The sequence below is a fragment of the Fibrobacter sp. UWH1 genome, assembly GCF_002210365.1.
In the GTDB taxonomy this organism is placed as follows: domain Bacteria; phylum Fibrobacterota; class Fibrobacteria; order Fibrobacterales; family Fibrobacteraceae; genus Fibrobacter.
Genome location: NZ_MWQG01000001.1, coordinates 140,667 through 166,035, shown reverse-complemented (window position 1 = coordinate 166,035; position 25,369 = coordinate 140,667). Strand labels below are relative to the sequence as shown.

Here is a 25,369-nt window from a genome sequence, read left to right as displayed (position 1 = left end):
AGCTATATTTGAAATGTGTGTTAATAATTCCATGTGTTGTGTAATTGTGTGATGGAATAAAAAAATGAGCTTAGAGAACTATTTCATAGGTCAGGCCAAATCGGCCATCGACGGAAAGGGTAGGTGCGCCTTCCCTCGGGAATTCCGTCGTCAACTGACCCCTGAGGATGGTTCTGAATTCGTGCTCACGAACTGGATGAAGGACAGACTTCGTTTGTTTGTAAGAGCCGAATATGATAAGTTCAAAGCTGAGGTTGACCGTTGGTCCGACCGCAATGCTGCCCAAAAATTCCGTCTGCGTCTAAGAGCCATCCCTGTTGAGCTCGACGGCCAGAATCGCATATTACTCCCTAAGGATAAGCTCCTGTTTGCAGGCCTTACGAACAGCGTAATGTTCGTGGACTCTGTTGGCGGTAAGTCGTTGGAATTGTGGAATACAGAAAAGTATGAAGCTCAGTTCGCTATGGATTCCGAAGAGGATCTGGCTGAGTTCGAAAGACTCTGTATGGCAGATTTTGCGGGAGGATCTGATGAGCAAAAATGACCCTCAGGTAAAGTCTCTACGTACAAACGAAATTTCTGAAGCAGCTGTCGCCGGAGTTGAAGGCGGCGTGTTCTACCATGATCCTGTAATGCTGAAGGAATGCCTTGAAGGTCTCCGTCTTGAAGGTGCTGAAATCCTAGCCGGTGGAACTTTTGCTGACTGTACCTTGGGCGGTGGCGGCCACTCCTATGCTATTGCGACCCGCCTTTCTGCCGAAGGAACCTTGCATTCCTTTGACCGCGATGATGATGCGGTAAAGTTTGCGACTAAGCGCCTTTCTGCCGTTAGCAACGGTGAAGGTCTTCCCAAGTTTGTGGTGCATCCGGTTCCCTTTGCCATGCTGGGCGAAGAGATTCCGGCTGATTCCTTGGACGGCGTTCTCTATGATCTGGGAATTAGTAGCCATCAGGTAGACGATTCTACCCGTGGTTTTACTTTCGTTGGCAATAATCCGTTAGACCTGCGTATGGATCGTCGTGAAGAAGTTTCTGCCCAGGAATGGTTGCGTAGTGTAAGCGCCGATGACTTGGCTGAAGCCCTGCGTAAGAACGCTGATATGGATCGCGCCTTTAAGCTGGCAACTCGCATTATTGAAGTTGCTACAGAAACTGGTCGCGAGGGCCGCGATATCCTGCCTAGCGATATCAAGTCCGTTGTGGAATCCGTATTCCCGGACAAGCGCCGTGACGCCAACAGCCTGCTGGCTCGCGTGTTCCAGGCTGTTCGTATGGAAGTGAATGGCGAACTGCGCCAGATTGAAACCAGTATCCGTTCTGCAGTGGATTGCCTGAAGGTGGGCGGTCGTCTGGTGGTCATGAGCTACCACTCTGTAGAAGACCGCTGCGTGAAGGATACTTGTGCTGAATTTGAAAAGGCTTGCATTTGCCCGGAACATTTGCCGGTGTGCATGTGCGGCGGAAATCACCAGCGTCTGAAGAAGGTAAATCGCAAGCCGATTCTTCCCTCCAATGATGAAATTGCAAAGAACAGTAGGGCTCGCTCTGCAAAGCTGAGAGTGTACGAGAGGGTATGAACGAAGAAACCAAAAATTTCGTGAATTACTCTAACCGCTTTATTGTGCGGTGTTTCCTCTGCCTTGTGCTGGTGGCAGGGCTCTTGCTGATTTTGCCCTTGTACATGCAGAATCGAATGACTCGTCTTTATGCGAAGTCCCATGAACTTTCTGAAACGGTGAATATGCTTCGCCGCGAGATTCTGCTGCAGGAACTGGAAATCAACAGACTGTCTTCTCTTGAAAAGTTGAATGACTTTGCTGAAACAGCTGAACTTGGCCTCAATCAGGTTCCCACCAAGGTCCGTGTGGTAGGGGGTTCCAAGTGAAGTTTGTGAATCTTGAAGCATTGAAGGTGATTAACCTGGACGCAATTTCCATCTGGAAAATGCTGGTTCTTGGTTTTATCCTTGTTTTGACATGGCAGACTTTCAATATTCAAGTTCTGAACCGAGAAATCTACCAGGCTGAAACCAAGAGCATGGTGACTCATACCAAGAACATCTATGCCGAACGTGGCCAGATTATGGATCGTAACGGTGTGGTGTTTGCCGAAAATCTTCGCGATACCGGTAAGTCTGAAGATTATAGCCGCATTTTCTTGCAGGGCAAGCTGGCTTCCCAGATTGTTGGGAAGGTGAACCGCAGTGGTGAAGGCAGCCTTGGTGTAGAACGTATGTTCGATTCCCGCCTGCGCGGCAATGAAGGTTTCCGCGTGAGCATTCAGGACGCTCGCAAACGTGAAATTTATGGACGTTCCGAAAATGTGGCCGAGGCTGAACCGGGTAAGAACCTGGTGCTGACTATTGACCGCAATATGCAGGAACTCGTCGAAAAGGAATTGAAGGATGGCGTGTCCCGCTATATTGCCAAGAGCGCAAGCGCTGTGGTTGTGGACCCGTATACGGGTGAAATTCTCGCCATGGCTAGCTATCCGACCTTTGATCCCAATTCCAAGAATCAGGGTGTGGGCAGCATGGCCAAGAATGATATCGTGGCTATGGCATACGAACCGGGTTCTACTTTCAAGTTGATTACCGCTGCTGCTGCTCTCGAAAGCGGTGCTGTGGATACCAATCAGGTGTTCCCCAACGAAGGTCGTTGCTGGACATGGAATCCCAAGTCTGCTCCCATTTGCGACACCCATGTGTACGGCGATATGAATATGCCCGAAGCCATGGTGCAGTCTTCCAATGTGGTGTTCGCGAAGATTGCCACCGAAGTGGGGGCTAAGAATCTTTACATTACCGCAAAGCATTTTGGCCTTGGCGAAAAGACTTCTGAATATTTCTATGGCGAGGAATCTGGCGCCTTGAAGGATCACGTGACCTTGGCCAGCAATAGCGGCAGTGACCTTAAGTCTATGGGCTTTGGCCATTCTGTGCTGGTGACTCCCATTCAGATGGTGATGGCCTATGCTGCAATTGCAAACGGTGGCAAGCTGATGAAGCCTATGCTCGTTAAGGAATGGCGTGATTCCAAGGGTAAGCTTGTTGAAAAGAACGAACCTACGGAACTTCGTCGAGTTGTTTCTGAAAAAACTTCGTCCATGATTCGCGCCATGCTTTCTCGCGTGGTGAATAACGGTACCGCAAAGCAGGTCATGAGCAAGAAGATTCCCGATGTGGTCTTTGGCGGCAAGACGGGTACTGCAGAAAAGTATAATCCGGAAACCCGTAAGTACGATAGAGAACATCAGGTTGCTTCCTTTATTGGACTTGCTCCGGTTGAAAACGCCCGTTATGTCTGCCTGGTTCTGGTAGATGATCCTCAGACGGCTCAGCATCACGGTGGTAACACGGCTGGCCCGATTTTCCGCCGCATTATGGAAGGCATCTACTATCATCCGGAACTGTCTCCTGCGTCTCACAGTCTGGAACTGGTGAGTGCGAAGTCCAAGTGTAACGACGATTATGTGGGAATGCTCGCTACTGCGGCAAAGTCCCTGGCTGCTTCCAAGGGTTGCAATGTCAAGTTTGAAGGTGAAGGGCTTCGCGTTGTGTCTGAACGTCGCGATGTGAATGATTCTGTTGGAGTCACCCTGATTCTCGAAAATATGGATGGCGGCAAGATGCCCAATTTGAAAGGCCTCTCCTTGAAGGATGCTCTTGAAATTGCAGGTAACTTCCGCATGAATGTTGAATATACAGGCAAGGGTCGCGTAGTTGCCCAATCCCCGAAGGCCGATGAAGTGTTACGTAAAGGGCAAGTATGCAAACTCACGTTGAAGGAGAGAAGCTAATGCTTTCTGAAACTTTGATGAAGAACTTGATTGTTCGTGGTTTGTGCGACGACTCCCGCCGTGTTAAGGCTGGCGACCTTTTCTTCTCGCTGCCGACTGAAGGTTATGAAGTTTTCGCACGTAACGCGGTGGCTGCCGGTGCAGTTGCTGTCGTTGGTGAAAATGTGGCCCCTGAAGGTTTGACTTCCAAGTGGATCCAGGTGTCTAACGTGAAGGCTGCCCGTCTGGAAGCGGCAAGGATTTTTTACAAGGATCCGTTTGCGAAGTTGACTTGCCATGCTGTTACTGGTACTAACGGCAAGACTACAAGCGCTTTCTTGATGGATGCTATGTTGACTGCTGCAGGCAAGAAGGTTGCCCTGTTGGGAACCATCAAGAACAAGGTGGGTAATATCTCTGTTCCCGCAAACCTGACGACTCCGGGTCAGTTGGACTTGTTTGCCTTTGCGGCAAAGGCTGTTGATGCAGGCTGTACCGACCTGGTTATGGAAACGTCTTCTCATGCGTTGCATCAGGGCCGTGTCGCTGGCATTAGCTATCGCAGCGGATTGTTCAGTAACCTGACCCAGGATCATCTGGATTACCACAAGACTATGGAAGCCTACTTCGATGCAAAGAAGTTGCTGTTTACCAAGTATCTGGCTTCTGATGGTGTTGCCGTAATCAATGTGGATGATGCTCATGGCGCCCTGCTTTGTGATGAACTCAAGTCTACTGGACTAAAAACCGTTGGCGTTTCGCGCCTGGGTTCTGAAAAGGCTGACGTAGAGCCCTGCGGTACGGTCCTCAATACCGAAGACGGTTTAAAGTTTGATTTGAATGGCTTTGGTTGCGCGGCTTCTGACGCTCATTTTGAAACTGCCCTTTGTGGCGATTTCAATGTGGACAACGTGATGTTGGTTCTGTCCTGGGCCAATGCCGTTGGAATTTCCAAGGCTGCTATGGATAAGGCTCTTGCCGAAGTTCGTGTTCCGGGACGTTTCGAAAAGGTCTGGAACAAGAACGGAATTCATGTGATTGTGGATTACGCCCACACTCCCGATGCTCTTGAACGTGTGCTGATGACTGCCCGTAGCCTGTGTCGCGGTAAGCTCAGCTGCATCTTTGGTTGCGGCGGCGATCGCGATAAGACTAAGCGTCCCATTATGGGCGAAATTGCAGAACGTCTCTCCGATAAGGCCTGGCTCACTTCTGACAATCCCCGTACCGAAAATCCGGCTGACATCATTAACGATGTGAAGGCAGGTATGAAGACTGACAAGTTCGAAGTTGTGGAACTTCGTGACGAAGCCATCAAGCGCGCCTGCGCTGAACTGAAGGATGGCGACTGGCTTGTGGTTGCCGGTAAGGGCCATGAAGATTACCAGATCATTGGCAAGACTAAGCATCATTTTGACGACCACGAAGAAGTGGTGAAGGCGATGGAAAATGTTTAAGCTGGACCTGAAAATTAAGGAAATGCTTGAAATCCTGGAAACCCAGGCTTTCGGCGTTAACGCCCGTACACAGAATCGCAAGGTGAACCTTTGCATGGATTCTCGTGAACCTGCCAAGGGTGTGGTTTTTTGGCCGATTAAGGGCGAACGTTTTGATGCCCACAAGTTTGTTACCGAAATGGAAAAGAATGGAGCTCTGATGAGTGTTGTGAACCAGGATGCTGAAGGTATTGAAAACTTCAAGATGTATGCCCCCGTGGACGATACCACCAAGGCTTTGCTGAAGCTCGCCAAGGGCTACCAGAAGAATTTCAAGGTGAAGAAGGTGGCCATTACTGGATCTAACGGCAAGACTACCACCAAGGAAATGACTAAGGCTGTACTTTCTATGAAGTACAACACCCACGCTACTGCCGGTAACTTCAACAACCACATTGGCGTTCCCATGACCTTGTTCCAGCTGAAGCATTCCCATGAAGCGGCTGTGATTGAAATGGGTACCAGCGGTCCCGATGAAATTCGTCCGCTGTCTATGGCTACTGAACCGGATGTAGCTGTGATTACCAATATCGGTGCCAGTCATCTGGAAAAGCTGATTGACTTTGACGGCGTATTTGCCGAAAAGCGTACCATTACTGCAGGCCTCAAGAAGAACGGCCTCCTGATCGTGAATGCCGATGACGAACGTCTGTGCAAGTTGCGTTCCAACACCAGCTACAAGGTAGTGACTTTCGGTATCAAGCGTGGTATCTATAAGCCCGAAAAGCTGTCTTACAATGAAGACAACTGTGCTACCTTCTACATCGGCCGCACCAAGTTTGAATTGTCTGTTCCGGGCATCCATAACGTTTATAATGCCCTGGCCGCCATTGCAATTGGCGAGGCTTTCAAAGTCTCCAAGACGGACATCGCCAAGGCTCTGGCTGGTTTCCATTCTACCAACATGCGTATGGAACTGAAGAAGGCCAACGGTTTCTCCATCGTGTCTGACTGCTACAATGCCAATCCGTCTTCTACCAAGATGGCCCTGCAGACTATCGGAAACATGAAGGTTGCCCGTCGCATTGCCGTTCTCGGCGATATGCTGGAACTGGGTGACAAGACCGACGCCCTCCATCTGGAAATGGGTGCCATGGTTCCCGAAATGAATTTTGACATGCTGTTCACCGTAGGTGAAAAGGCTAAGCTCTATGTGAAGGGCGCAAAGTCCAAGGGTATGAAGTCCGCCTATCATTTCGATTCCGTGCAGGAATTGAATGCGGAACTGTCTGAAGTTGTTGCCGAAGGGGATGTGCTTCTGGTGAAGGGCTCTCGTGGCATGCACATGGAACAGGTTGTTGAAGCAATGTTAAAGCTTACCAAGGTTAAGGCATAAGGATAGTAAGAGTCAATGGATAATTCTGTTCAAAATACGACCGGCATGAATAAGCTGCTTCTAGCAGTGGTTTTGGTGCTGATCTGCTTTGGCGTGGCTGTGGTGTATTCCGCATCCGCTCCCTATGCACTGGCCAATGGTCGTCCGGCAGAATTTTACATGATGTCTCACTTGCCCAAGGCTATTGGTGGCGTTGTACTGATGTTGTTCCTGGCCCGTTTCTGGGATTATGGCCATTGGAAATGGGCTGGACGTATTGCCTTTATTGCTTTCTTCGTTCTATCTGCAGTTGCTCTGGTAAAGGGCGGCAGCGTCAAGGGCGCAAACCGTTGGATTTTTGGAATTCAGCCCTCTGAATTTATGAAGCTCGGCTTGATTATCTGGGTAAGTGCCAAACTTTCTGAAGCGGGGGACAATATCAAGAGCGTTGCCTGTACTTTGGTGCAACCCGGAATTCCCTATTGTCTGTGTGCCTTGATTCTTGTGCTGCAACCGAATTACTCCATGCTGATCATGGTGACTGCCATTGTGGTCTGCATTATGCTCACTGCTGGCGTAAATGCCAAGTATCTGGGGTATGTCGCCCTGGCGGGAATCCCGCTGGCATTGGTTCGCCTGATGACTTCTACTCACTCCAGGGCTCGAATTCTGGCCTTCTTTGCCGATGAAGGTGAAATGGCCGCTTCTAACTGGCAGGGCGATCATGCCTTGCAGGCCCTTGGAAACGGAGGACTTTTTGGAACTGGTTTTGGTCAGGGTGTCCAGAAGTTGGGTTACCTTCCTGAAGCTCATAAGGATGTGGTGTACGCCGTGATTGGTGAAGAATTTGGCTTTGTGGGTACTTTTGTAATCTTGATCCTGTTTGCGATTTTGTTTGCCCAGGGTTTTAAGATTGCAAGAAACTCTGCTACCCGTTTTGGAAAGTATCTGGCTTTGGGTTTGACTCTTTCCCTGTTCTCCAATTTTGTGGTTCACGTCTGCGTGTGTGTCGGACTATTCCCCATGACGGGTCAGCCGCTGCCGTTCTTCAGTTTTGGCGGAACCAATTTGCTTTATACCTCGATCGCTATTGGAATCTTGCTGAATATTTCTCGCCCGGCATCGGGTAGGAATATCAAGGAACCGTATACCAGTGGTTCTTCGCTTGAAAGTAGCGCGTTTAGAAATTTTGATTATACAAGGAGTGGCGTATGAAAAAGTTCCTTTTCGTATGTGGCGGTACCGGTGGCCATATTTTTCCGGCCGTTGCCATTGCAGATAGTTTGAAGAAGATGGGCGTTACCGACATTACTTTTGCCGGTCGTAAGGATTCTATGGAAGAACGCCTGGTTGCTAAGAATTGGCCCTATGAATACATTTCTGCAGTACCTCTGCATCGTGGACCGTTCCTTAAGAATTTGGCCTTGCCTTTCAATTTGACCAAGGCCCTGGTCCGCGCCAAGAGCGTCGTTCGCAAGGTGAAGCCTGATGTCGTTGTGGCTACTGGTGGATATGTTTCCTTGCCGATCGTGCTGGCCGCAGGTTCCATGGGTATTCCCGTGTATTTGCAGGAACAGAATGCTGTGGCCGGTGTTGCCAATAAGGTTGGCTCCCGCTATGCAAAGACCATCTTCGTAACCTCTGAAGATGCCGCCAAGGGTTTCCCTGCAGAAAAGTGCATGGTCTTTGGTAATCCTGTTCGTGAATTGCCGACTGAAGATTCTTTGGCTCGCCCTGCAGAATTTGCAGAAGGCAAGAAAGCCGTCTTTATTGTTGGCGGTTCCCAGGGTGCTGTAGGCATCAATAACAAGATTGAAGAAAGCATCAAGAGCATTACTGCCCGTGACGATGTTTCTGTGGTCTGGCAGGTTGGCGTAAAGAACGTGGCTACGATTAATGATCGCCTTGGCGAAATGCCCAACGTGGCTGTCCGTGGCTTCCTGGATGGAATTTATGCCTATATGAAGCATGCTGACCTGATTATTAGCCGCGCAGGTGCTTCTGCCCTGGCTGAAATTCTCGCCTTTGGTAAGCCCTCTATTTTGCTGCCGTTCCCCCATGCAACTGCAAATCATCAGGAACACAATGCCCGCGTCGTTGAAAAGGCTGGCGCTGCTCTTGTTGAACTGGATGCAGAAGAAAATCACCTGTGGGAAAAGGTCGAAACCCTTTTGGCTGATGAAAGCCGCCTGGCCAATATGGCTGCCGCCGCAAAGGGCCTCGGAATGCCCGATGCCGCAGACCAGATTGCAAAGGTTATCCTGGAAAAGGAGAATGCATAATGCAGATTAATGACTGTAAGCGCGTACGTCGCCTTCATTTCGTCGGTATTGGCGGTGCAGGCATGTCCGGTATTGCTGAAGTCCTTCATGCCAATGGCTTTGCGGTCAGCGGCTCCGATATGAGTGAAAGTGCTGTGGTGGATTACCTCAGAAACCTGGGTATCCGCGTTGATCCCAAGCACGATGCCAAGAATGTGGAAGACGCCGACCTGGTTGTCTATTCTTCCGCTGTGCCCCATGATAATCCGGAACTGGTCGAAGCCCGTAACCGCCGAATTCCCGTCATCAAGCGTGCAGAAATGCTGGGCGAACTGATGCGTATGAAGTACACCCTGTCTATTGCCGGTACTCACGGCAAGACCACTACTACTTCCATCGTAGGCCAGATTTGGGAAGAAGCTGGTTTGGATCCCACCATTATCGTTGGCGGTGTGGTGAAGGGCCATGGCAGTGGCGCCAAGGTAGGTAAGGGTAACTACCTGATTGCCGAATCTGATGAATTCGACCGTAGCTTCCTTTCTATGATGCCCTCTTCTGCTATCATTACCAACATTGATGCAGACCACCTGGATACCTACAAGGATATTGAAGACATTAAGGACGCCTTTGTCCAGTTTGCAAACAAGATTCCTTTCTATGGTCAGATTATTCTCTGCCTGGATGATCCCAATGCCCAGCAGATCCTGGCCCGTCTGAAGAAGCCTGTGATTACTTATGGTTTTACTCGTCAGGCTAAGTATCGCGTAGACAATCTGCGTTTTGAAAAGGGATTCCCTGTATTTGAAATTTTGAATGATGGTAAGAGTCTGGGTGAGTTCCGCTTGCAGATTCCTGGTCGTCACAACGTGCTGAACGCAACGGCTGCAGTAGCCTTGGCTATTGAAGAAGGTATTGATGCCGATGTGGCCCGTAAGGCTGTTGCTGCCTTCGGTGGCGTAAAGCGTCGTTTTGAATTCATTGGTGAAAAGAATGGCGTGATGGTCTTTGATGACTATGCTCATCATCCCACCGAAGCTACCGCAACCCTCCTGGGCTTCCGCGATGCCTTCCCGGATAAGCGTATTATCGTCGCTTTCCAACCCCATCTCTTTACCCGTACCCGCGACCAGCACGAAGCTTTTGGCAGCGCCTTTGCCAATTGCGACGTCCTGCTTGCCACCGATATTTATCCCGCTCGTGAACGCCCCATCGAAGGTGTGACCGGTGCTCTTGTTTCTGAAAGTGCAACTGCACGTGGCCATCGCGATGCCCGCTTTATTGGCGATCAGATGAACTTGCTTCCCATCTTGAAGAAGGAACTTCGTGAAGGTGATGTGGTTGTCTTGATGGGTGCTGGCAGCATCTACAAGCTGGGCGAAACCATTTTGAAGGAATGTCTGTAGGAGTTTTAGTTGGCTGTAGATAAGACGACATGGTCAGGCCGTAGAATCGGCTTTAACGAACGCAAGCAGAAGGACGCGCGTAACCAGAAAGTGAAATCTGGTGTTGCCAGTGCATTCCACTGGTTTAAGCATCGCGGCTGGATTATTCTGGTTGCTGTTGTGGCCTTGTCTGCGGTTGTCTGGAACCAGCGTTTCTATCTGCAGCGATTCAATCCCCTGGAACTGCGCCATTTGCAGTATGTGGACATCGAAGGGAATAGAATGCTGTCCTGGGAAGATGTCATGCAGAATGCCCAGATTGAAACGGGTATGCTGATGTCTGAATTGGACGCTGACTCTGTGGCTGAAGCTCTTTCACAGATTCCCCTAATTCATTCGGTGACCGTAGAGAAGAAGTTCCCCTCTTCCTTGTACATCAAGTTGCAGGAAGCTTCTCCGATGCTCTCTGTGCTGGATGGCGGTAAGGCAACGATTTATTCGGAGAAAGGAGCTGCACTTCCGTTTTCTGTGGCTACGGCAATGCGACTTCCTGTTTTGGAAACGGCCTCTGTTGGGCATGTCAAGATTGTTGCGGAGTTTCTTGATGCTATGAAAAATGTGAACAGTGACTTGTATGAAAAGGTGTCTCAGGTTTCATGGTCAGAAGAAGATCGAGGGATTGAAGTTTATTTCAAGGATGTTGGGTTCCGTACGATTTTTCCGGCATCGGATTGGACAAAGGATGTTTTTGTGTTGTACGAATCTTTAGGAAATGGATTCACGAAGAATTTGCGGTGTGCCGGAGTTGTGGACATGAGATTCCATGGCTTTGCATACGTAAGGAATTATGACAAGAGGTGTGTCAATGGATGATAATAAGCAGGCAATAAAGAAAGAAGATTATATCTTCGGTCTCGATATTGGGGCCTCGAAGGTAAATCTGTTTGTTGGCATTTCCGAAGGGGACTCTGTTCGCGTTGTCGAATGCGGTGATTTTCCGCTGGCAAACGCTGACGAGTATGACCTCGTCGTCGAAACCTTGCAACAGGCTGTTCAGCAGCTGGAACGTTCCGCTGGTGTGGATGTGCGTGATGTCTATGTAGGCATCGCCGGAAAGCATGTGCTTTCTTTCAGCTACAAGGGTATTATCACACTCCCCACAGGCGAAGTTCGTGAGCAAGATATTGAAAATGTGAAGAAGCAGGCTAGCACCTTGCCTAATGGCGCTGGTAGCTTGATTCACGCATTCCCGGGTGAATATACCCTGGATGACGAAAAGGGTATCCGCAATCCCAAGGGCCGTACAGGCCGTCGCCTGGAAGTGGATGTGCAGCTGGTGACCTCTCGCCAGAACGCCCTGCAGAATTTGACCAAGTGCATTAACCGTGCTGGCTTGAATGTGGCTGGCTATGTGCTGGAACCTTTGGCTGCTGCCTGCGCAGTCCTTACCGATGATGAAAGGGAACTTGGTGTTGCCCTTGTTGACATTGGTGCCGGTTCTGCAGATATTGCCGTGTTCCTGAAGGATTCCGTTCGCTATACCAATTCTCTGGACCTGGCCGGTAATGTAATCACTAGCGATATCAGTAAGTGTCTGAATGTTCCTATTTCGCTGTCCAAGGCAGAAGAAATTAAGAAGAAGTATGGAACTTGCGTTATTAGCAATCTGATTGAAGATGAAACATTCCCGGTTCCCGCTGTTGGTGACCGCGGTGATGTTCCCTGCTCTCGAAAGTTGCTGGCCAAGGTCATTACGGCCCGTGTCAGTGAAATTTTCCAGTTGCTGGCAAAGGACTTGCAGAAGCAACAGCTGGAATCTTTGATCAATGGCGGCATCGTCCTTACGGGTGGCTGCTGTGAATTGGAAGGCATTGAAAATGTGGCGTCCAAGGCATTCTTTGGTAAACCGGTCCGTATTGGTCATCCCAAGGGGATGAGCGGTATTCAGGATGCTTTCCAGAGACCGTCTTATGCAACTGGTGTAGGCCTTTTGCATTACGCCAACAAGGAACATAATAACAAGAAGAAGAATGATACCGGCGCACAGCTGAAGGTTTCCGTTGGAGACGGATTTAGAAAGGTTGTCGGTTTCATCAAGAAGTATTTCTAACAACAAACCAAAACACTCAATAAATCAGGGAGATTAAACATGAGTGAAATGAATGATATGTACTTTGAGGCCCAGTCCCGTATTATGGGTGAAGACCTCTCCAGCCGTAATGCAAAAGTCAAGGTCTTCGGTGTCGGTGGTGCCGGTGGAAACACCGTAAACCGTATGAAGCAGATGAGCATTGAAGGTGTTGAATACTATGCTGTCAATACCGATTCTATGGCTCTTGACTTGAGCTTGGCTGATCACAAGATTCTCATTGGTGAAAAGTCCACCAAGAATCTTGGTGCCGGTATGGATCCGGAAAAGGGCCGTAAGGCTGTTGAAGAAAACATTGAAGAACTGCGTGAATCCATGAAGGGTGCCGACATGGTGTTCGTTACTGCCGGTATGGGCGGTGGCACTGGTACTGGCGCGGCTCCGGTTGTGGCCGCAGTTGCTCGCGAAATGGGCATCCTGACTGTTGGTGTTGTGACCAAGCCGTTCCGTTTTGAAGGTAATGCTCGTGCTCGCGTTGCTCAGCAGGGTATTGCAGAACTTCGTGCTGCTGTTGACACCATCATCGTTGTTGAAAATAAGAAGCTCCTCGCCATGCTCCAGACTTCTAATCAGAAGGCTACCATGGATGAAGCTTTCAAGATGGCTGACGAAATTTTGGGCAATGCTGTTCAGAGTATCTGCGGCATCATGTTCCATCATGGTCTTGTTCACGTTGACTTTGCTGATATCCGCAAGGTGATGCAGAACGGTGGCAGCGCTCTCATGGGTACCGGCTGTGCTCAGGGTGAAAAGCGTGGCATTGCCGCTGCTGACCTGGCTCTGGCTTCTCCGCTTCTGGAAGACATTAGCATCGAAGGTGCTACCGGCGTTCTTATCAACGTTGCCCACGGTGAAAACTATTCCCTCCTCGAACATAGCGAAGCTATGGAACACATCTATGAAAAGGTGGGTGAAGAAGGTGATCCCAACATCATCATTGGTGACATCACTATTCCGGAACTGGGTGACAAGGTTTCCATTACCATTATTGCAACTGGTTGCGGTACCGCACAGGCTGCTCAGCAGCCCGCTGTCGCTCGCCCCACTCAGGTGTTTGCTAATCCGTTTGCAAATCAGCAGACTGTCCAGATGCCTGCCGCTCAGATGCCTGTTTCCCAGCAGCCCGCTGTAGCTCCGGTGGCTCCTGTTGCTGCTCCTGCCCAGCCCGCAGTTCAGCAGTCTACTCCGCGTCCCACTAGCGTGAATTTCTTCGCTATGGCACAGCAGGCTCAGCCCGCTGCCGCTCAGCCCGCTCCTGAAATGTATGCTCACCAGGCTCCTGTTCAGCAGATGCCCGCTGCACCCGCAGCTCCCGCAACTGTAGAAATGGTTGCTCCTGTGTTGACTACTCCGAGCCTCTCTGATTCTCAGTCTTTCCCGGCAATTGATGCCGGTCGTTTCGGCGCCATGGATTTTAATGCCCAGCAGCCTGCTGAAGAATCCATGACCGTTAAGTCGGAAACTTCTGAAATCGAAGCTGTTTCCGACGAAGACGTCTACAACCGTGGCTTGGATTCTCGTAGTGCTACCAGTGCTTTCAGCGTCCCCGCTTACATGCGTCAGCAGGAACCTGCTGCTGAACCTGCAGTGAAAACTCGTACTGTATCCCGTCAGGATGTTGCCGAATGTGCAATGAAGGCTGACGGTGTGGACTACAATATGCCTGCCTATCTCCGTATGGGCGTCGACATGGAGAATTTCTAGTCCCCAAAGTCGAGTGTTCTCGATGAACCGAAATTAGGCTTGCGCTCCCTATAGGCGATACTGTTGCAGATTTCTGTAACAGGATTGCTGGGTGTTGCCTAGCCACAAGGAACACACACACACAGAACGTGCGAGTGCACGTTCACACAACACAAAGGAATCGCCTGGGTCTCCCTGCCTGGGCGATTCTTTTTACATTTGGTATTATGAAAATCCGAAACATACTCTTTTCTCTTGGGTTACTGTCTGCCATTTCTTTTGCCGGTATGAATGCCGGTGATATTCCCCAGTGGTCTTCAGATAGTTCCTACAAGGGCTATGTTCAAATTGGAACTGATTTCAATTTTGGATTGAATGGGGGACCGACCGATCCTGAATTTGCTGCAGATACGGTTGAACGGTATGGCGGAAACTGGCGCGGTCTGAGAGTTCCCCTGGAAACGGCTCGCAGTTACGAAGATCATATTGATCCTTTCTTCATGATTAGTTTCCGTGCGGGCTATAAAAACTTCCATTTCTTGATGGAAGCTCCTCTTCGCAAGGATATTGAAGCCTGGTACGATTCAGACCTGAAAACGAACTTTACCTATAAGCCTAGTGAGTTGGATATTGCTGTCCCTATTAATGGTTATGCCCTTTGGCAAAATCCCGTGGGCTATGTCCAGTTGGGCCGTTTTAACCCTGAAGATCTGAAGGTCTCTCCCAACGATTTGACCATTGGTGGAACGCCTTACCACGACGGTCTCCTTTGGAAATTCGAACCGGGTATTTTCCGTTATGCCTTCATGGTCAGTTCCCTGAATGCCTGGCTGTTCAATGATATAATTGACCCGACAACAGGATGCCCTCCCGAAGGTTCCGAGGCCGCCGAACAGAAATGTCCTGAAAAAAATAAGCAGGCTAGCAATCAGCGCGATCGCGTTTATGATGAAAATGTAAAGAATCTGGTTTACCACCGCATCGGAATCGAGATGAACCATTTCTGGATTTCCATCATTGAAGAAAGTATGGTGGGCGGTAAGGATCTGGAATTCCGTTCCATGAATCCCTTTATGTTCCTGCACAATAACTTTGCTGGTGGATACACCAAGGCTGTGACTACGGCAGAAATTGGATTTAAGCCGATTTCTGGCGCTCGTTTTTATGGTCAGCTGAACATGGAAGACATCAATAGTCCCGTTGGTGAAGATAGTGATAAGGGGACAAACCGCAGTATGTTAAGCTACCTGGTTGGATACTCTCAGGAAATTCCCACACAGCGCTACGGTGATTTCTTTTTCCGCTTCGATGTTGTCCGCACAGACCCTCTTCATAACAACGGCCGTCTCCCGCTTCTTGAATATTCTAGCCGTCGCCTTTATCGTAGTAACTACCGTGACCAGGATGATCCGGATTTTGCAGATATGTTCTTTGTGGATTATCCCATCGGTTACCGTCGCGGTTCTGACGCCTTGGATCTTTGGCTGGACCTGTCCTGGAAATATGGGCGTCATACAGTAAAGGCGACCCTTGCCTGGTTGCAGCAGGGCGATAACGAATTGTACACCGACTATGACGAAGCGATTCATGATGAGTATGCTCCTTCTAATCGGGTAGAAACCCAGTATGTTGTGGATGCACTTTATTCCATGCAGTACAATAGCTGGTTTGGCTTTTACCTGGGTGGTGGTTTCCGCATTTACGAAAATCTGGCCCACGAAGTTGGAAACGATGGTGCCGATGGCTGGATCCGTGCCGGAGTGAAGTTCATCTTCAACCCCGTGGACTACAGATTCTAATTATGAATTATGAAGTATGAATTATGAGAATAAGTAAGGCGGCGAAGCCGCGATTTTAGCTCTCGTACTTAATAATTCGTAATTCGTACTTGGCCCATCCATCATTATTATCTATCTTTATAGGGCCTTTAACAGGAGTAAGTTATGTCTGAAATCGGTACCCCGCTAAGCTCTAGTGCAACTAAGGTTCTCTTCTGCGGTGCAGGAGAACTGGGTAAGGAAGTTATCATCGAAATGATGCGTCTCGGCGTCGAAGTGGTTGCCGTAGACCGTTATGCCAACGCCCCGGGCATGCAGGTGGCTCACCGTTCCCATGTGATCAACATGCTGGATGGTGCCGAACTCCGCCGCGTTATCGAGCTGGAAAAGCCCGACTACATCGTGCCGGAAGTGGAAGCTATTGCTACCGATACTCTGGTCCAGATGGAATCCGAAGGCTATACCGTGATTCCTACCGCCAAGGCTACCAAGCTGACCATGAACCGCGAAGGCATCCGTCGCCTTGCTGCCGAAGAACTTGGTATCAAGACCAGCCCCTACAAGTTTGCAGACAACTTCGAAGACTTCAAGGCAGCCGTCAAGGAAATCGGTATTCCTTGCGTCATCAAGCCCGTGATGAGCTCCTCCGGCCATGGCCAGAGCGTCATCAAGACTGAAGCCGATATCGAAAACTCCTGGAACATTTCCCAGAACGAAGGCCGCACCGGTAAGGCTAGCCGCGTGATCATCGAAGGCTTCGTTCCCTTTGACTACGAAATTACTTTGCTCACCGTCCGTCACGTTGCAGGTACTGCATTCCTGGAACCCATCGGACATCATCAGGTGGGTGGCGACTATCAGGAATCCTGGCAGCCCCAGCCCATGAAGCCTGAACTTCTGGAACAGGCCAAGGTTATCGCCAAGAAGGTGACCGATGCTCTGGGTGGCCGCGGTATCTTCGGCGTTGAACTGTTCGTCTGCAAGGACGAAGTGCTATTCAGCGAAGTGAGCCCCAGACCTCATGACACCGGCATGGTGACCTTGATTTCCCAGGACCTTTCTGAATTTGCTCTCCACGCCCGCGCTATTCTCGGCCTGCCCATTCCTAACATTGCTTTCCACGGCCCCAGTGCAAGTAAGGCAATCGTTTGCGATGGCAACTCCACCCAGGTGAAGTTCAGCGGCCTTTCCGAAGTCCTTGCTGAACCGGATACCAATATCCGTCTGTTCGGTAAGCCGGAACTGAAGGGCCACCGCCGTATGGGCGTTCTTCTTGCCCGTCGCGAATCTGTGGACGAAGCTCTCAAGACTGTTATGGCCATGAGAGAAAAGGTGAAGGTTTCCCTTTAATAAACGAATTTCGTTTTAACGAAAAAGCACCGCAACTTATTTGCGGTGCTTTTTCCTGTATACGTTAATTTGCTTTTATCGCTTCATGCTGTCGTAGTAAGCTTCCAGCTCTCTGTGGCAGTTGATGAAGTACTTCTTCAGTTGCGGGTCGAAGTGGGTTCCCATAGATTCTACAATCACTTCGTATGCTTCTGCGTAAGACATCTTTTCCTTGTAGCAGCGCTGGCTGACAAGTGCGTCGTACACGTCTGCAACGGCCATGATGCGTGCTTCCAGGGGGATGTCCTTGCCCTTGAGGCGGTTGGGGTAGCCGGTTCCGTCAAAACGTTCGTGATGGTAATGGGCAACGTTTCTGGCTACGGCCACAAACTGCTCGGACTCAACGCCCTTAAGCAAATTCTCTACGATTGCGGCTCCCTTTTCGGCGTGGGTCTTCATGATTTCGAATTCTTCTTCGGTGAATCGGCCCGGCTTTCTCAGGATGGCGTCGTCCACGGCGATTTTACCAAGGTCATGCATCGGGGCGGCCTTTATCAAAGCGCTAAAGAAGTTGTTCATGGGTCTGTAGGTGTCGTCCTTACGCATTTCGTTGACGATAATCTTTACCGCTTCGCTGGTTCGCTTGATGTGGCCGCCAGTGTTATTGTCACGGCTTTCTACCATGTTGGCCATGCCCAGGATCATCTGTTCCTGAATAGCCTGGATCTGGCTGTCTCTGTTCTGGACATCGGTAACGAGGTTGTTGTTGTAGTTGTCCAACAATTTGATGTAACGCTGGATCTTGGTGTCGTCTTCGATGCGGAACATATAACCGCAAATCTTGTTTCCGTGCATCAGGTTTTTCAAGGTGCTCTTGTAATGCATCTTGCCGTATTGGAAACTAGAGGTGTAAGAGAAATCGTTGGGGTTGAATTTGCTGATCTGGTCCAGCAGAATTTTTCCCAGTTCATCACTTTCCTGTACTTTAAAGTCTACGCGGAACTGCTTTAATGTGGGGAAGTGGTGCAGGGCGATGTCGTTACAGCCGATGTAGCGCAAATCTTCGGAGAACGAAATGTATGCACTTTCGTTCTGGAATTCCAGCGTGTCAAGAATGGTGCTCTGGATGTCGTATTTACCAATGCGGTGGATCATGAACAATATGGTATACTGGAGCAGCAGGAATACAGCGGGTGTCAATACCATGTCGCAGTTGAGTCCACGCATAACAAAGAAGGAACCGATCATGATGAAGCCAAGTACGGCCAAGGTGAACAGGTTCTTGTAGGAAATGTTTCTCTTTTTGTAGAAGGAAGTGAAGAAAATGACTAGACCCGAAATAAGGTACAGCCCCATTATGATGTTATAGAGGTTGTGTGCCGGACCGTATTCCGCTACAAAATCGGTAACGCCGAAATTTTCAACAAGGGTAATGCTCTTGTAAAAAATGTCGCTCTGACCAGTTGTCAGTGCAAGGCAGAGGATGATGGCGCTAATGCTGAACAGCAAAATGTGCAATTTCTTGGAAACCTTGATGTTGCAGAGTGCCAGTTCTCCAAGAAAGAATAGCATCGGAACAAAGGAGGCTCCTACGTAGGCAATCTTATTTGCGAGAAGGGCTTCTTGTTCGTTGGTGGAATAAGCCAGGAACAGATGTCCGCCTATCTGTACAGTCATCACATGGAACATGGCTGTGTAATAGGGAATGTTGCGCTTGGAGTTGATTGCCATCAGGATGGCAATGTTCGCAAGTGACAAAATTAACGTGGCGATTAGATAATAATGAACCATAAATCCTCAAAAACACAAATCTTAACGATTTGTTACGTATACCAACAAGATAAATAAAATTTTACGAGTGTCAGCAGACAATCTTGCCTAGGGCGATGATTGCGGCTGTTCTTGCGCGAAGTCTGGTGGGGCCCAGCTTCATTAAGTGGACCTTTCCGTTAGAAAAATCCTTGATGGCCTGGATTTCTGCAGGGGAGAAGCCGCCTTCGGGGCCGACCAGCAGTGTGGTGGGGGAGGCTAGACTTTCGGTGGCGGGAGCGTTTTCGCCGTCCATATCGCACAGGACCAGGTCGCCCGAGTAGCTTTTTAACCAGTCCTTGAATTCGATGGGACCTTCAATTTTTGTGAGCCATGGCTTCTTGGACTGCTTCAGGCTGACAAGACTTTTCAGTTCGGCGCGTCGTACAGTCTTTTTCAGGTCAGAATTCTTTGGCTCCTGGGAGTAGTCTGTCCGCAGAAATACGATGCTGTCAATTTCTGTCTGTGCGGCGTGGAACACCACCTCTTCCAGGGCGTCGTCCTTGAGGCAGGCAATGCCAAGAGAAACCTTGGGACGATTGCTGCTAGCCGTTTCCACTACATCGACGCGGACTTCGCAAGCCTTGGCGTCAGCTTTCGTGATTGTCCCATCGGCGTAATGACCTAGGCCATCGGAAAGTTGCAGCACATCGCCAACGGCGGCACGGCAGACTCGTACTGCGTGGGTGCTTTCGTTTTCGTCAAGAGTGATTGTGCCTTCGGTAATCAGCGGACAGTAAAAACGGCTATCAGGAGTTTTCATGGCCATAAAGTAGCAATTATCTTTGCCCATTGTTCCTTGAGCATTGCTCATTTTCTAATTTGTGGAGTATGACTCGTAAGCCGGTTAAAGCTGTTGTATTTGATTTGGATGGTACGCTGTACCTGAGCGGCCGCCCCTATCCCAAGGCTGTCAAGACGGTGAACAATGTGGCAAAGCATGTTCCCGTATATTACCTGAGTAATAACACCAGCAAGTCTCCGGTGTTTTATGAGAACCGTTTAAAAGTGATGGGCTTGCCCCTTCGCGATGACGCCATTATTTCTGCATTGACTCTTTCCCTCAAGGCCATTCACGAAGAAGGCGTCAAGAACGTTTTCTTCTTCGCGAACCCCGAAGTTACCGAATGGTTTGCGGCTCAGGACCCGACTTTAAATCTTCGCCCCAGCGTGGCTGATACGGAACTGGTTCTGATTGCCTACCACAATTCCTTCGACTATAGGGAACTTTGTGAACTTTCTTTCCGCGTCCAGCGCAAGATACCCTTCTGGGTGACCCACACGGATTTTGTGTGTCCCGACGCTAATGGCCCCGTTCCAGATATCGGCAGCTTCATGGCTCTCCTTAAGACCGCCTACGGTGTGGAACCGGAGCGCAGTTTCGGTAAGCCCAATCCGGCCATGCTGTCTGAACTTCTGAAGGTTTATGCCCCCGAAGAAATTCTTTTTGTGGGCGACCGTCTCTACACAGACTTTGAATTGGCAAAGCGTAGCGGTTGCCGTTTTGTTCTGCCGCTCTGTGGAGAAACAAAACTCGCCGACCTGGAAAAACTGGATGTAAAGCCCGAAGTGGTTGTGGACATGGTCAGTGATATTGACTTTGACGCATTTTTCGAGGGTCGTCTTTAATGCGAAGAATTCTGTTGGCCCTTTTGTTGGCGATTCCTGCTTTTGCCGCCAAACTGACGGTTGCCGTGTCTCTGCAGCCTTACTCCAGCGTGGTTCATGAGATTGGTGGCGACCAGGTGAATGTGGTGACTATGGTTCCCGCAGGTGCAGATCCGCATACCTTTGAACCCAAGCCTGCGGCTCTCAAGGACTTCGCCAAGGCCACGGTCTATTTCAGCGACGGTTCCGGTATGGATGCCGCCTGGCTGCCCCGCTTCAAGGGTGTCAATAAAAACGTAAATGTCGTTTCCCTTTCCAAGGGAATCGCCTGGATGGAGGAGGATGAACATCACCATCACGAAGGTACTGAAGACCATCACGACGAACATCATGATGACGGCGGGGAAGAACTGGATCCTCATCTGTGGACATCTCCTGTCCAGATGATGCAAATCGCAGAAAACCTCTGCGAGTCGCTAATGAATCTGGACGCTTCCAATAAGGACCTTTACCGCAAGCGTACAAACGATTTGGTCGCCCGCCTGAAAACGTTAGACCAGGAACTTCGCCAATCCATTAACGGACTCCCTGCCGATGGTCGAACCTTTATCGTGTTCCATCCGGCTTATGGTTACTTCGCCCGTGATTACGGCATGAAACAGCTTACCGTAGAGGTGAACGGCAAGGAACCGAAACCCAGGGATCTGGCAAACCTTGTTAAGACCGGCAAACAAAACAACGTCCACATCGTATTCGTCCAGCCCCAGTTCAGTAAGCGGGCCGCAACGACTATTGCCAAGGAACTGGATGCTACCATTCTGGAAACAGACCCTCTTGCCTTTGACTACGAAAAGAACATCAGGGCCCTGCTGAATGCTATCCGTGAAAAGTCCGCAAAATAACTCTCCCAGGGAATTCCATGAACGCCATTGAAATCAAGAATCTTTCTTTCGCTTACGGCAAGACTCCGGTTCTCACAGATGTGAACCTGGAAATCGAGGAAAATGATTTCGTTGCCATTATTGGTCCTAACGGGGGCGGAAAGTCCACCTTGATGAAGTTGATTGTGGGTCTTTTAAAACCGTCAAAAGGTGAAGTCAAACTTTTTGGCGAGAAGGTCCCGACGAAAAAGCTATCTGTGGGCTATGTCCCGCAGAACACCAACCGCAACGTAGAATTCCCCATTACCGTGGGGGAGTGTGTCGCCCTTGGAAAAATCGGACTGAAGACGAATTCAGAAGAAGTCGTGGCCGCCCTGTCCAAGGTTCATCTGGATGGATTCCTCGATCGACGTCTTGGAGAACTGAGTGGCGGTGAACGCCAGCGTGTGCTGATTGCCCGTTCCCTGGTTTGCAATCCCCGCATTCTCTTTCTTGACGAACCCAGCAATAACATCGATGCCGCAGGCCAGGAAAACCTTTACAACATGCTGGCCGAATTCAGCCAGAAGATGACCATCGTTGTGGTGACCCACGATTTGATGGCCCTGTCTCACAAGGTGAAGAGCATTGTCTGCGTCAACCGAAATGTCCATTATCACGAAGGTTCCGGCCTGACTCAGCAGATGATTTCCGATACCTACGGATGCGAAGTAGACTTGATTGCTCACGGAATTCCTCACCGTGTGCTGGGTTCCCACGACCACGCTCATGGTGGCTGCTGTACCCATACCCATTTCCAGTTGCAGGACCCGTCGCAAAAGACGAATGTCCCGTTTATCCGATAAGTTTCAAGTATTGAATATAAATTAAGAAGGGTTTATATGAAGAATTTCAAAAAGCTTAATTTAGTCCCGATGATTGGGACCCTGGGCCTCGCCGGTCTATTTCTGGTTGCCTGTGGCGACGATAGCAGCAGCACAGGATCTTTTTCCATGGACGAATCTTTCGAAGTGATCCTTTCGAAAGTCAACTATGATTATAAATCCAAGGATTCCCTGTTTATCCTGAAAAAGCCGGAATGTAAGGAAAGCTCCCTGGGCTATCTGGTCTGGAATCAAGAAGCCGATAAGAGGGATACCCTTGAAGCTAGCCTGAAAAATACAACGCTCCGCCTTCGTGATTATGGGGATAAAGGCTGGTACGAGTATAAGTTTGAAGGGAGGGATTTCCCCAAGGGCCTGTTTTATGAAGGTAGCCTTGCCAACGAAAAATTCCGTTATGCCACCCGTATCGATGGCAAGCAGTTCAAGGAAGTCTACCAGTTTAATGGCAGTTGCTTCATGAAGAACTATTACAAGGTCCTGTTTGAAAATAACGAAGCCATGGCCGAAGCTGATAACGCCCTGACTAAATTCTACCAGAAATTCACTAAGGATGGCAACGCGAAGGAACGTCAGATTAGTGACGATGTAAAGGCTCCGACCTGCAATGAATTGAGTCTGTTTGATGGTGACGTGATTATCAAGGTGGATTATCTGAAGGAATCCTCTGGCCAGATTTCCCTGAAGTACAGCAAGTCTGACGACTGTCCCATTTCCTTTACGATCCGTTATGCCAATAATGAATCGGATTGCTCTGCCGCCTACGACGACTTCTCTAAGGAAAAGTACGAAGACGAAAAGTTTGATTTCTCTAAATATTCCATGTCGGTGGATTACAGCACCTACTGCATCGAAAGACTGGTTCTGGAATTCAAGAAGGAAACGGGAATTCTGACTAAGCAGGCTGCGGATGATGAATCCGTTTCTACCGATGCCATTGCCCGCGCTGCGGTCAACGTGATTTTGGATGGTTTGAAAAAGTAATCAGAACATCTAACCGAAATAAAAAACACCGCCGATTGCTCGACGGTGTTTCTTGGTTTTGATTTGGAAATTGGAAGTTCTTTTGATCGTTTTTGAAGAACGTCGAAAATATTAGCGAAGGTCGGCGACACAGCGGACGTACAAGCCCTTGCTGGCGCTTTCGTCGGTGCGGTTGATGCTGTGTGCTACACTGCGGAATTCCCAGGAACGACCGGTGTTCTTCTGCACAGAGGATTCAGACCAGTAGTGACCGGTGGAGGAACTTTCGCAGTAGCCGTCCCAGTTCTTGCAGCCGCCCTTGCCCAGGTTGTTCCAGTCCAGCTTGGACTGATCCTTCTGGTAATCACGCCATTCGCCGTCGTTGGGCAGGTGCCAGCCGGCGGGGCAAGCCATCTTGGCTTCGGTATGGCTGTAGAAACGGCCGTACTTCTTGCAGTTGGATTCTTCTTCCATGAGGCACTGACGGGGAGTAGAAAGGCTGAAGGCCAGATTGTTCTTCATCCATGCCTTGTCGCCACGGATTTCGACACTATACTTTTTTCCGTCACGCTTGTCGGTAAGAGTCTTGCCGTCTGCGGAAATATTCTTGCTTTGGAGAGCTGCCTGGAAGATTTCTTCTTCAGACATGGTAGCTTGAGGGGCTTCCATCTTCTTGGCCTTCTTGACCATGCCGACCTTGGCGGGTTTTGCAATCTTGCTCTTGACGGAGCCTGCGCCCATGGGGGCTGCAAATGCTGCGGTCGCGAACATTGCGGTGATAGCCAAAGTCGTGACAACACGACCAGTGAATTTGAAGAAAGAACCCTGCATAACAGCCTACCTTACAATCTTAAGAACGCACATTCGTGGGTGGACATTTGCCGCCCTGCGTCTACGGGATTGAAATATATACCAAGATGGACTAAACAGGTTGTTATAAAAAGTTTTCAAATTCTATAAGAGATGCCTACTGCTCCGGGAGCGACCCATAAGGAATAGGAATTGCAGCCCTTTTTATGCATCTCGAGAATGCCGTAACTGACGCCTGTGCCGATCAGCGCACCGACTAGAATGTCGGTAGGGTAATGCTTGCCTGCTGCTACCCGAAGAACGCTTTCGAATGCGGCCGTCGAAAAAGCCAATGCCCGAACAACCCTTGTGGCGCCTGGGTTCCCGTAGGTTTGGTCAAACCATTCCGTGGTAAAGACTGCAACCGTAAAGGCGGCTGAAGCGTGCCCCGAAAAGAAGGATCCGTAGGCTTCGGCCTTGGCGGTTTTTGCCTTTACAGCCCCTTCACCTTCGGTAGCGAACGTGTATGGCCGCGGCCACAGTTCCAGGGATCTGAAAGCCAGGTTTATTCCATGTTGGAATAATACGGATTGGATGAACATGACTGAAAAAGTGAGGAATTCCTCTCTGCTGGAATGGCCTGAATACCAGGCGGAACCCCCTATGGCGAATGGCGCAACGGCTAGCAGACTTCCAACGTCACTCATAAGGTCTGCGGTACTGCTGTACCTGCCGGCGAATTTGCGATCCCAGGGTAAAAGATTTTCCCTATTGACCTTGTCTTGCTCGTTGGGAATTTCCATCTGGTTATATAGATAGGTTCCTCCGCCTGTGACCAGGAGTGCCGTTACAGATAGTGAAATGTCGATGGAGGGGGATAGAGTGTATTCTGTCTTGGCTGCGGAATGGCCGAAAAAAATCAGGAGCAGGCTCAGGATCAGTCGGTTTAGCCTTTTTCTTGGGTGATTTTTTACGGGGGACGGAATCATACGGGCCTAAGCTAAAAAAATATAGGATGCCATAATGGTGTAATGGGACTTTTTAGGGGTTGTTTTTGACAATGCCACTTGATTTTCTCAAAAAAACAAGTATCTTATACGCGTTAATGGATTGAACGTCCGATCGTCAAAACTTTTCTCGAAGGAGTTACTATGGCAAAGCTCATTAAGTTGGCTGCAATCGCCGCTGCTTGCATCATTTCCGCATTTGGTGTTTACTGTCTGATCAAGAATACTGCGACCGACGAAAACACTGTCGACTAATTTTTT

22 protein-coding genes are annotated in these 25,369 nt (G+C 49.5%); 18 read left to right on the top strand and 4 right to left on the bottom strand.

The window, feature by feature from the left end; all coding sequences use genetic code 11:
* Positions 1 to 64 precede the first annotated feature (64 nt).
* The 14 genes from B7992_RS00680 (at position 65) to purT (ending at position 17,191) form a co-directional block, all read left to right on the top strand.
* The gene (locus B7992_RS00680; RefSeq protein ID WP_073157061.1) at positions 65 to 544 is read left to right on the top strand and encodes a division/cell wall cluster transcriptional repressor MraZ; all 480 of its coding nucleotides are present in this window, start codon (positions 65 to 67) and stop codon (positions 542 to 544) included.
* Positions 531 to 1,577, top strand: a complete 1,047-nt coding sequence (gene rsmH / locus B7992_RS00675) for a 16S rRNA (cytosine(1402)-N(4))-methyltransferase RsmH (RefSeq protein WP_088665371.1) — start codon at positions 531 to 533, stop codon at positions 1,575 to 1,577. The genes B7992_RS00680 and rsmH overlap by 14 nt, the downstream gene beginning before the upstream one ends.
* Positions 1,574 to 1,885 carry a hypothetical protein gene (locus tag B7992_RS00670; RefSeq protein WP_073157055.1) on the top strand — a complete coding sequence of 104 codons (312 nt, stop codon included), beginning with the start codon at positions 1,574 to 1,576 and terminating at the stop codon, positions 1,883 to 1,885. Before rsmH ends, B7992_RS00670 begins: the two co-directional genes overlap by 4 nt.
* On the top strand, positions 1,882 to 3,798 hold the full coding sequence (locus tag B7992_RS00665; RefSeq protein ID WP_249269294.1) for a penicillin-binding protein: 1,917 nt from the start codon (positions 1,882 to 1,884) through the stop codon (positions 3,796 to 3,798). Before B7992_RS00670 ends, B7992_RS00665 begins: the two co-directional genes overlap by 4 nt.
* Entirely contained in the window at positions 3,798 to 5,234 is a 1,437-nt protein-coding gene (locus B7992_RS00660; RefSeq protein ID WP_088665370.1) for a UDP-N-acetylmuramoyl-L-alanyl-D-glutamate--2,6-diaminopimelate ligase, read from the top strand. Before B7992_RS00665 ends, B7992_RS00660 begins: the two co-directional genes overlap by 1 nt.
* Positions 5,227 to 6,609 carry a UDP-N-acetylmuramoyl-tripeptide--D-alanyl-D-alanine ligase gene (gene murF / locus B7992_RS00655; protein ID WP_073157050.1) on the top strand — a complete coding sequence of 461 codons (1,383 nt, stop codon included), beginning with the start codon at positions 5,227 to 5,229 and terminating at the stop codon, positions 6,607 to 6,609. The genes B7992_RS00660 and murF overlap by 8 nt, the downstream gene beginning before the upstream one ends.
* A 15-nt stretch (positions 6,610 to 6,624) precedes the next feature.
* Entirely contained in the window at positions 6,625 to 7,803 is a 1,179-nt protein-coding gene (locus B7992_RS00650; RefSeq protein WP_073157047.1) for an FtsW/RodA/SpoVE family cell cycle protein, read from the top strand.
* The gene (gene murG / locus B7992_RS00645; RefSeq protein WP_073157044.1) at positions 7,800 to 8,870 is read left to right on the top strand and encodes an undecaprenyldiphospho-muramoylpentapeptide beta-N-acetylglucosaminyltransferase; all 1,071 of its coding nucleotides are present in this window, start codon (positions 7,800 to 7,802) and stop codon (positions 8,868 to 8,870) included. The genes B7992_RS00650 and murG overlap by 4 nt, the downstream gene beginning before the upstream one ends.
* A complete protein-coding gene (gene murC / locus B7992_RS00640) occupies positions 8,870 to 10,252 on the top strand; it encodes a UDP-N-acetylmuramate--L-alanine ligase (RefSeq protein ID WP_073157041.1) in 1,383 nt (460 codons plus the stop codon). The genes murG and murC overlap by 1 nt, the downstream gene beginning before the upstream one ends.
* A gap of 9 nt (positions 10,253 to 10,261) precedes the next feature.
* The gene (locus B7992_RS00635; RefSeq protein WP_088665369.1) at positions 10,262 to 11,104 is read left to right on the top strand and encodes a cell division protein FtsQ/DivIB; all 843 of its coding nucleotides are present in this window, start codon (positions 10,262 to 10,264) and stop codon (positions 11,102 to 11,104) included.
* Complete coding sequence (gene ftsA / locus B7992_RS00630) at positions 11,097 to 12,341, top strand: cell division protein FtsA (RefSeq protein WP_073157035.1); 1,245 nt, start codon at positions 11,097 to 11,099, stop codon at positions 12,339 to 12,341. Before B7992_RS00635 ends, ftsA begins: the two co-directional genes overlap by 8 nt.
* Before the next feature lie 39 nt (positions 12,342 to 12,380).
* Complete coding sequence (gene ftsZ / locus B7992_RS00625; RefSeq protein WP_073235687.1) at positions 12,381 to 14,084, top strand: cell division protein FtsZ; 1,704 nt, start codon at positions 12,381 to 12,383, stop codon at positions 14,082 to 14,084.
* A 206-nt stretch (positions 14,085 to 14,290) separates the two neighbouring features.
* Complete coding sequence (locus B7992_RS00620; protein ID WP_254794867.1) at positions 14,291 to 15,862, top strand: hypothetical protein; 1,572 nt, start codon at positions 14,291 to 14,293, stop codon at positions 15,860 to 15,862.
* A gap of 144 nt (positions 15,863 to 16,006) precedes the next feature.
* The gene (gene purT / locus B7992_RS00615) at positions 16,007 to 17,191 is read left to right on the top strand and encodes a formate-dependent phosphoribosylglycinamide formyltransferase (RefSeq protein WP_073157029.1); all 1,185 of its coding nucleotides are present in this window, start codon (positions 16,007 to 16,009) and stop codon (positions 17,189 to 17,191) included.
* Between the two features lie 75 nt (positions 17,192 to 17,266).
* Here the strand turns inward: purT and B7992_RS00610 are convergent, their stop codons facing one another.
* The gene (locus B7992_RS00610) at positions 17,267 to 18,961 is read right to left on the bottom strand and encodes an HD domain-containing phosphohydrolase (protein WP_073157026.1); all 1,695 of its coding nucleotides are present in this window, start codon (positions 18,959 to 18,961) and stop codon (positions 17,267 to 17,269) included.
* Between the two features lie 70 nt (positions 18,962 to 19,031).
* A complete protein-coding gene (locus B7992_RS00605) occupies positions 19,032 to 19,772 on the bottom strand; it encodes a 16S rRNA (uracil(1498)-N(3))-methyltransferase (protein ID WP_249269296.1) in 741 nt (246 codons plus the stop codon).
* 38 nt (positions 19,773 to 19,810) lie between these two features.
* Here B7992_RS00605 and B7992_RS00600 point away from each other — a divergent pair, with 38 nt between their 5' ends.
* Genes B7992_RS00600 through B7992_RS00585 form a run of 4 tightly spaced genes read left to right on the top strand, consistent with a single transcriptional unit; the run spans position 19,811 to position 23,333 of the window.
* Positions 19,811 to 20,608 (top strand): HAD-IIA family hydrolase, encoded by a 798-nt coding sequence (locus B7992_RS00600; protein ID WP_073157023.1) that lies wholly within the window; start codon positions 19,811 to 19,813, stop codon positions 20,606 to 20,608.
* A complete protein-coding gene (locus B7992_RS00595; RefSeq protein WP_073235695.1) occupies positions 20,608 to 21,489 on the top strand; it encodes a metal ABC transporter solute-binding protein, Zn/Mn family in 882 nt (293 codons plus the stop codon). Before B7992_RS00600 ends, B7992_RS00595 begins: the two co-directional genes overlap by 1 nt.
* 17 nt (positions 21,490 to 21,506) lie before the next feature.
* On the top strand, positions 21,507 to 22,313 hold the full coding sequence (locus tag B7992_RS00590; RefSeq protein ID WP_073157017.1) for a metal ABC transporter ATP-binding protein: 807 nt from the start codon (positions 21,507 to 21,509) through the stop codon (positions 22,311 to 22,313).
* 36 nt (positions 22,314 to 22,349) lie between these two features.
* The gene (locus tag B7992_RS00585; RefSeq protein ID WP_088665368.1) at positions 22,350 to 23,333 is read left to right on the top strand and encodes a hypothetical protein; all 984 of its coding nucleotides are present in this window, start codon (positions 22,350 to 22,352) and stop codon (positions 23,331 to 23,333) included.
* Positions 23,334 to 23,444: 111 nt separating this feature from the next.
* Here the strand turns inward: B7992_RS00585 and B7992_RS00580 are convergent, their stop codons facing one another.
* The gene (locus B7992_RS00580) at positions 23,445 to 24,143 is read right to left on the bottom strand and encodes an FISUMP domain-containing protein (RefSeq protein WP_073157012.1); all 699 of its coding nucleotides are present in this window, start codon (positions 24,141 to 24,143) and stop codon (positions 23,445 to 23,447) included.
* Between the two features lie 116 nt (positions 24,144 to 24,259).
* On the bottom strand, positions 24,260 to 25,090 hold the full coding sequence (locus B7992_RS00575; protein ID WP_088665367.1) for a phosphatase PAP2 family protein: 831 nt from the start codon (positions 25,088 to 25,090) through the stop codon (positions 24,260 to 24,262).
* Positions 25,091 to 25,369 lie beyond the last annotated feature (279 nt).

Excerpts from the sequence above, each read along its gene's own strand:
- B7992_RS00590 (WP_073157017.1), top strand. The coding sequence starts at position 21,507 with ATGAACGCCATTGAAATCAAGAATCTTTCTTTCGCTTACGGCAAGACT.
- murG (WP_073157044.1), top strand. The coding sequence starts at position 7,800 with ATGAAAAAGTTCCTTTTCGTATGTGGCGGTACCGGTGGCCATATTTTT.
- B7992_RS00580 (WP_073157012.1), bottom strand. The coding sequence starts at position 24,143 with ATGCAGGGTTCTTTCTTCAAATTCACTGGTCGTGTTGTCACGACTTTG.
- B7992_RS00650 (WP_073157047.1), top strand. The coding sequence starts at position 6,625 with ATGGATAATTCTGTTCAAAATACGACCGGCATGAATAAGCTGCTTCTA.
- B7992_RS00605 (WP_249269296.1), bottom strand. The coding sequence starts at position 19,772 with ATGGGCAAAGATAATTGCTACTTTATGGCCATGAAAACTCCTGATAGC.
- purT (WP_073157029.1), top strand. The coding sequence starts at position 16,007 with ATGTCTGAAATCGGTACCCCGCTAAGCTCTAGTGCAACTAAGGTTCTC.
- B7992_RS00585 (WP_088665368.1), top strand. The coding sequence starts at position 22,350 with ATGAAGAATTTCAAAAAGCTTAATTTAGTCCCGATGATTGGGACCCTG.
- B7992_RS00575 (WP_088665367.1), bottom strand. The coding sequence starts at position 25,090 with ATGATTCCGTCCCCCGTAAAAAATCACCCAAGAAAAAGGCTAAACCGA.
- B7992_RS00680 (WP_073157061.1), top strand. The coding sequence starts at position 65 with ATGAGCTTAGAGAACTATTTCATAGGTCAGGCCAAATCGGCCATCGAC.
- B7992_RS00600 (WP_073157023.1), top strand. The coding sequence starts at position 19,811 with ATGACTCGTAAGCCGGTTAAAGCTGTTGTATTTGATTTGGATGGTACG.
- B7992_RS00595 (WP_073235695.1), top strand. The coding sequence starts at position 20,608 with ATGCGAAGAATTCTGTTGGCCCTTTTGTTGGCGATTCCTGCTTTTGCC.
- B7992_RS00670 (WP_073157055.1), top strand. The coding sequence starts at position 1,574 with ATGAACGAAGAAACCAAAAATTTCGTGAATTACTCTAACCGCTTTATT.
- murC (WP_073157041.1), top strand. The coding sequence starts at position 8,870 with ATGCAGATTAATGACTGTAAGCGCGTACGTCGCCTTCATTTCGTCGGT.
- B7992_RS00610 (WP_073157026.1), bottom strand. The coding sequence starts at position 18,961 with ATGGTTCATTATTATCTAATCGCCACGTTAATTTTGTCACTTGCGAAC.
- B7992_RS00660 (WP_088665370.1), top strand. The coding sequence starts at position 3,798 with ATGCTTTCTGAAACTTTGATGAAGAACTTGATTGTTCGTGGTTTGTGC.
- murF (WP_073157050.1), top strand. The coding sequence starts at position 5,227 with ATGTTTAAGCTGGACCTGAAAATTAAGGAAATGCTTGAAATCCTGGAA.
- rsmH (WP_088665371.1), top strand. The coding sequence starts at position 531 with ATGAGCAAAAATGACCCTCAGGTAAAGTCTCTACGTACAAACGAAATT.
- ftsA (WP_073157035.1), top strand. The coding sequence starts at position 11,097 with ATGGATGATAATAAGCAGGCAATAAAGAAAGAAGATTATATCTTCGGT.
- B7992_RS00620 (WP_254794867.1), top strand. The coding sequence starts at position 14,291 with ATGAAAATCCGAAACATACTCTTTTCTCTTGGGTTACTGTCTGCCATT.
- ftsZ (WP_073235687.1), top strand. The coding sequence starts at position 12,381 with ATGAGTGAAATGAATGATATGTACTTTGAGGCCCAGTCCCGTATTATG.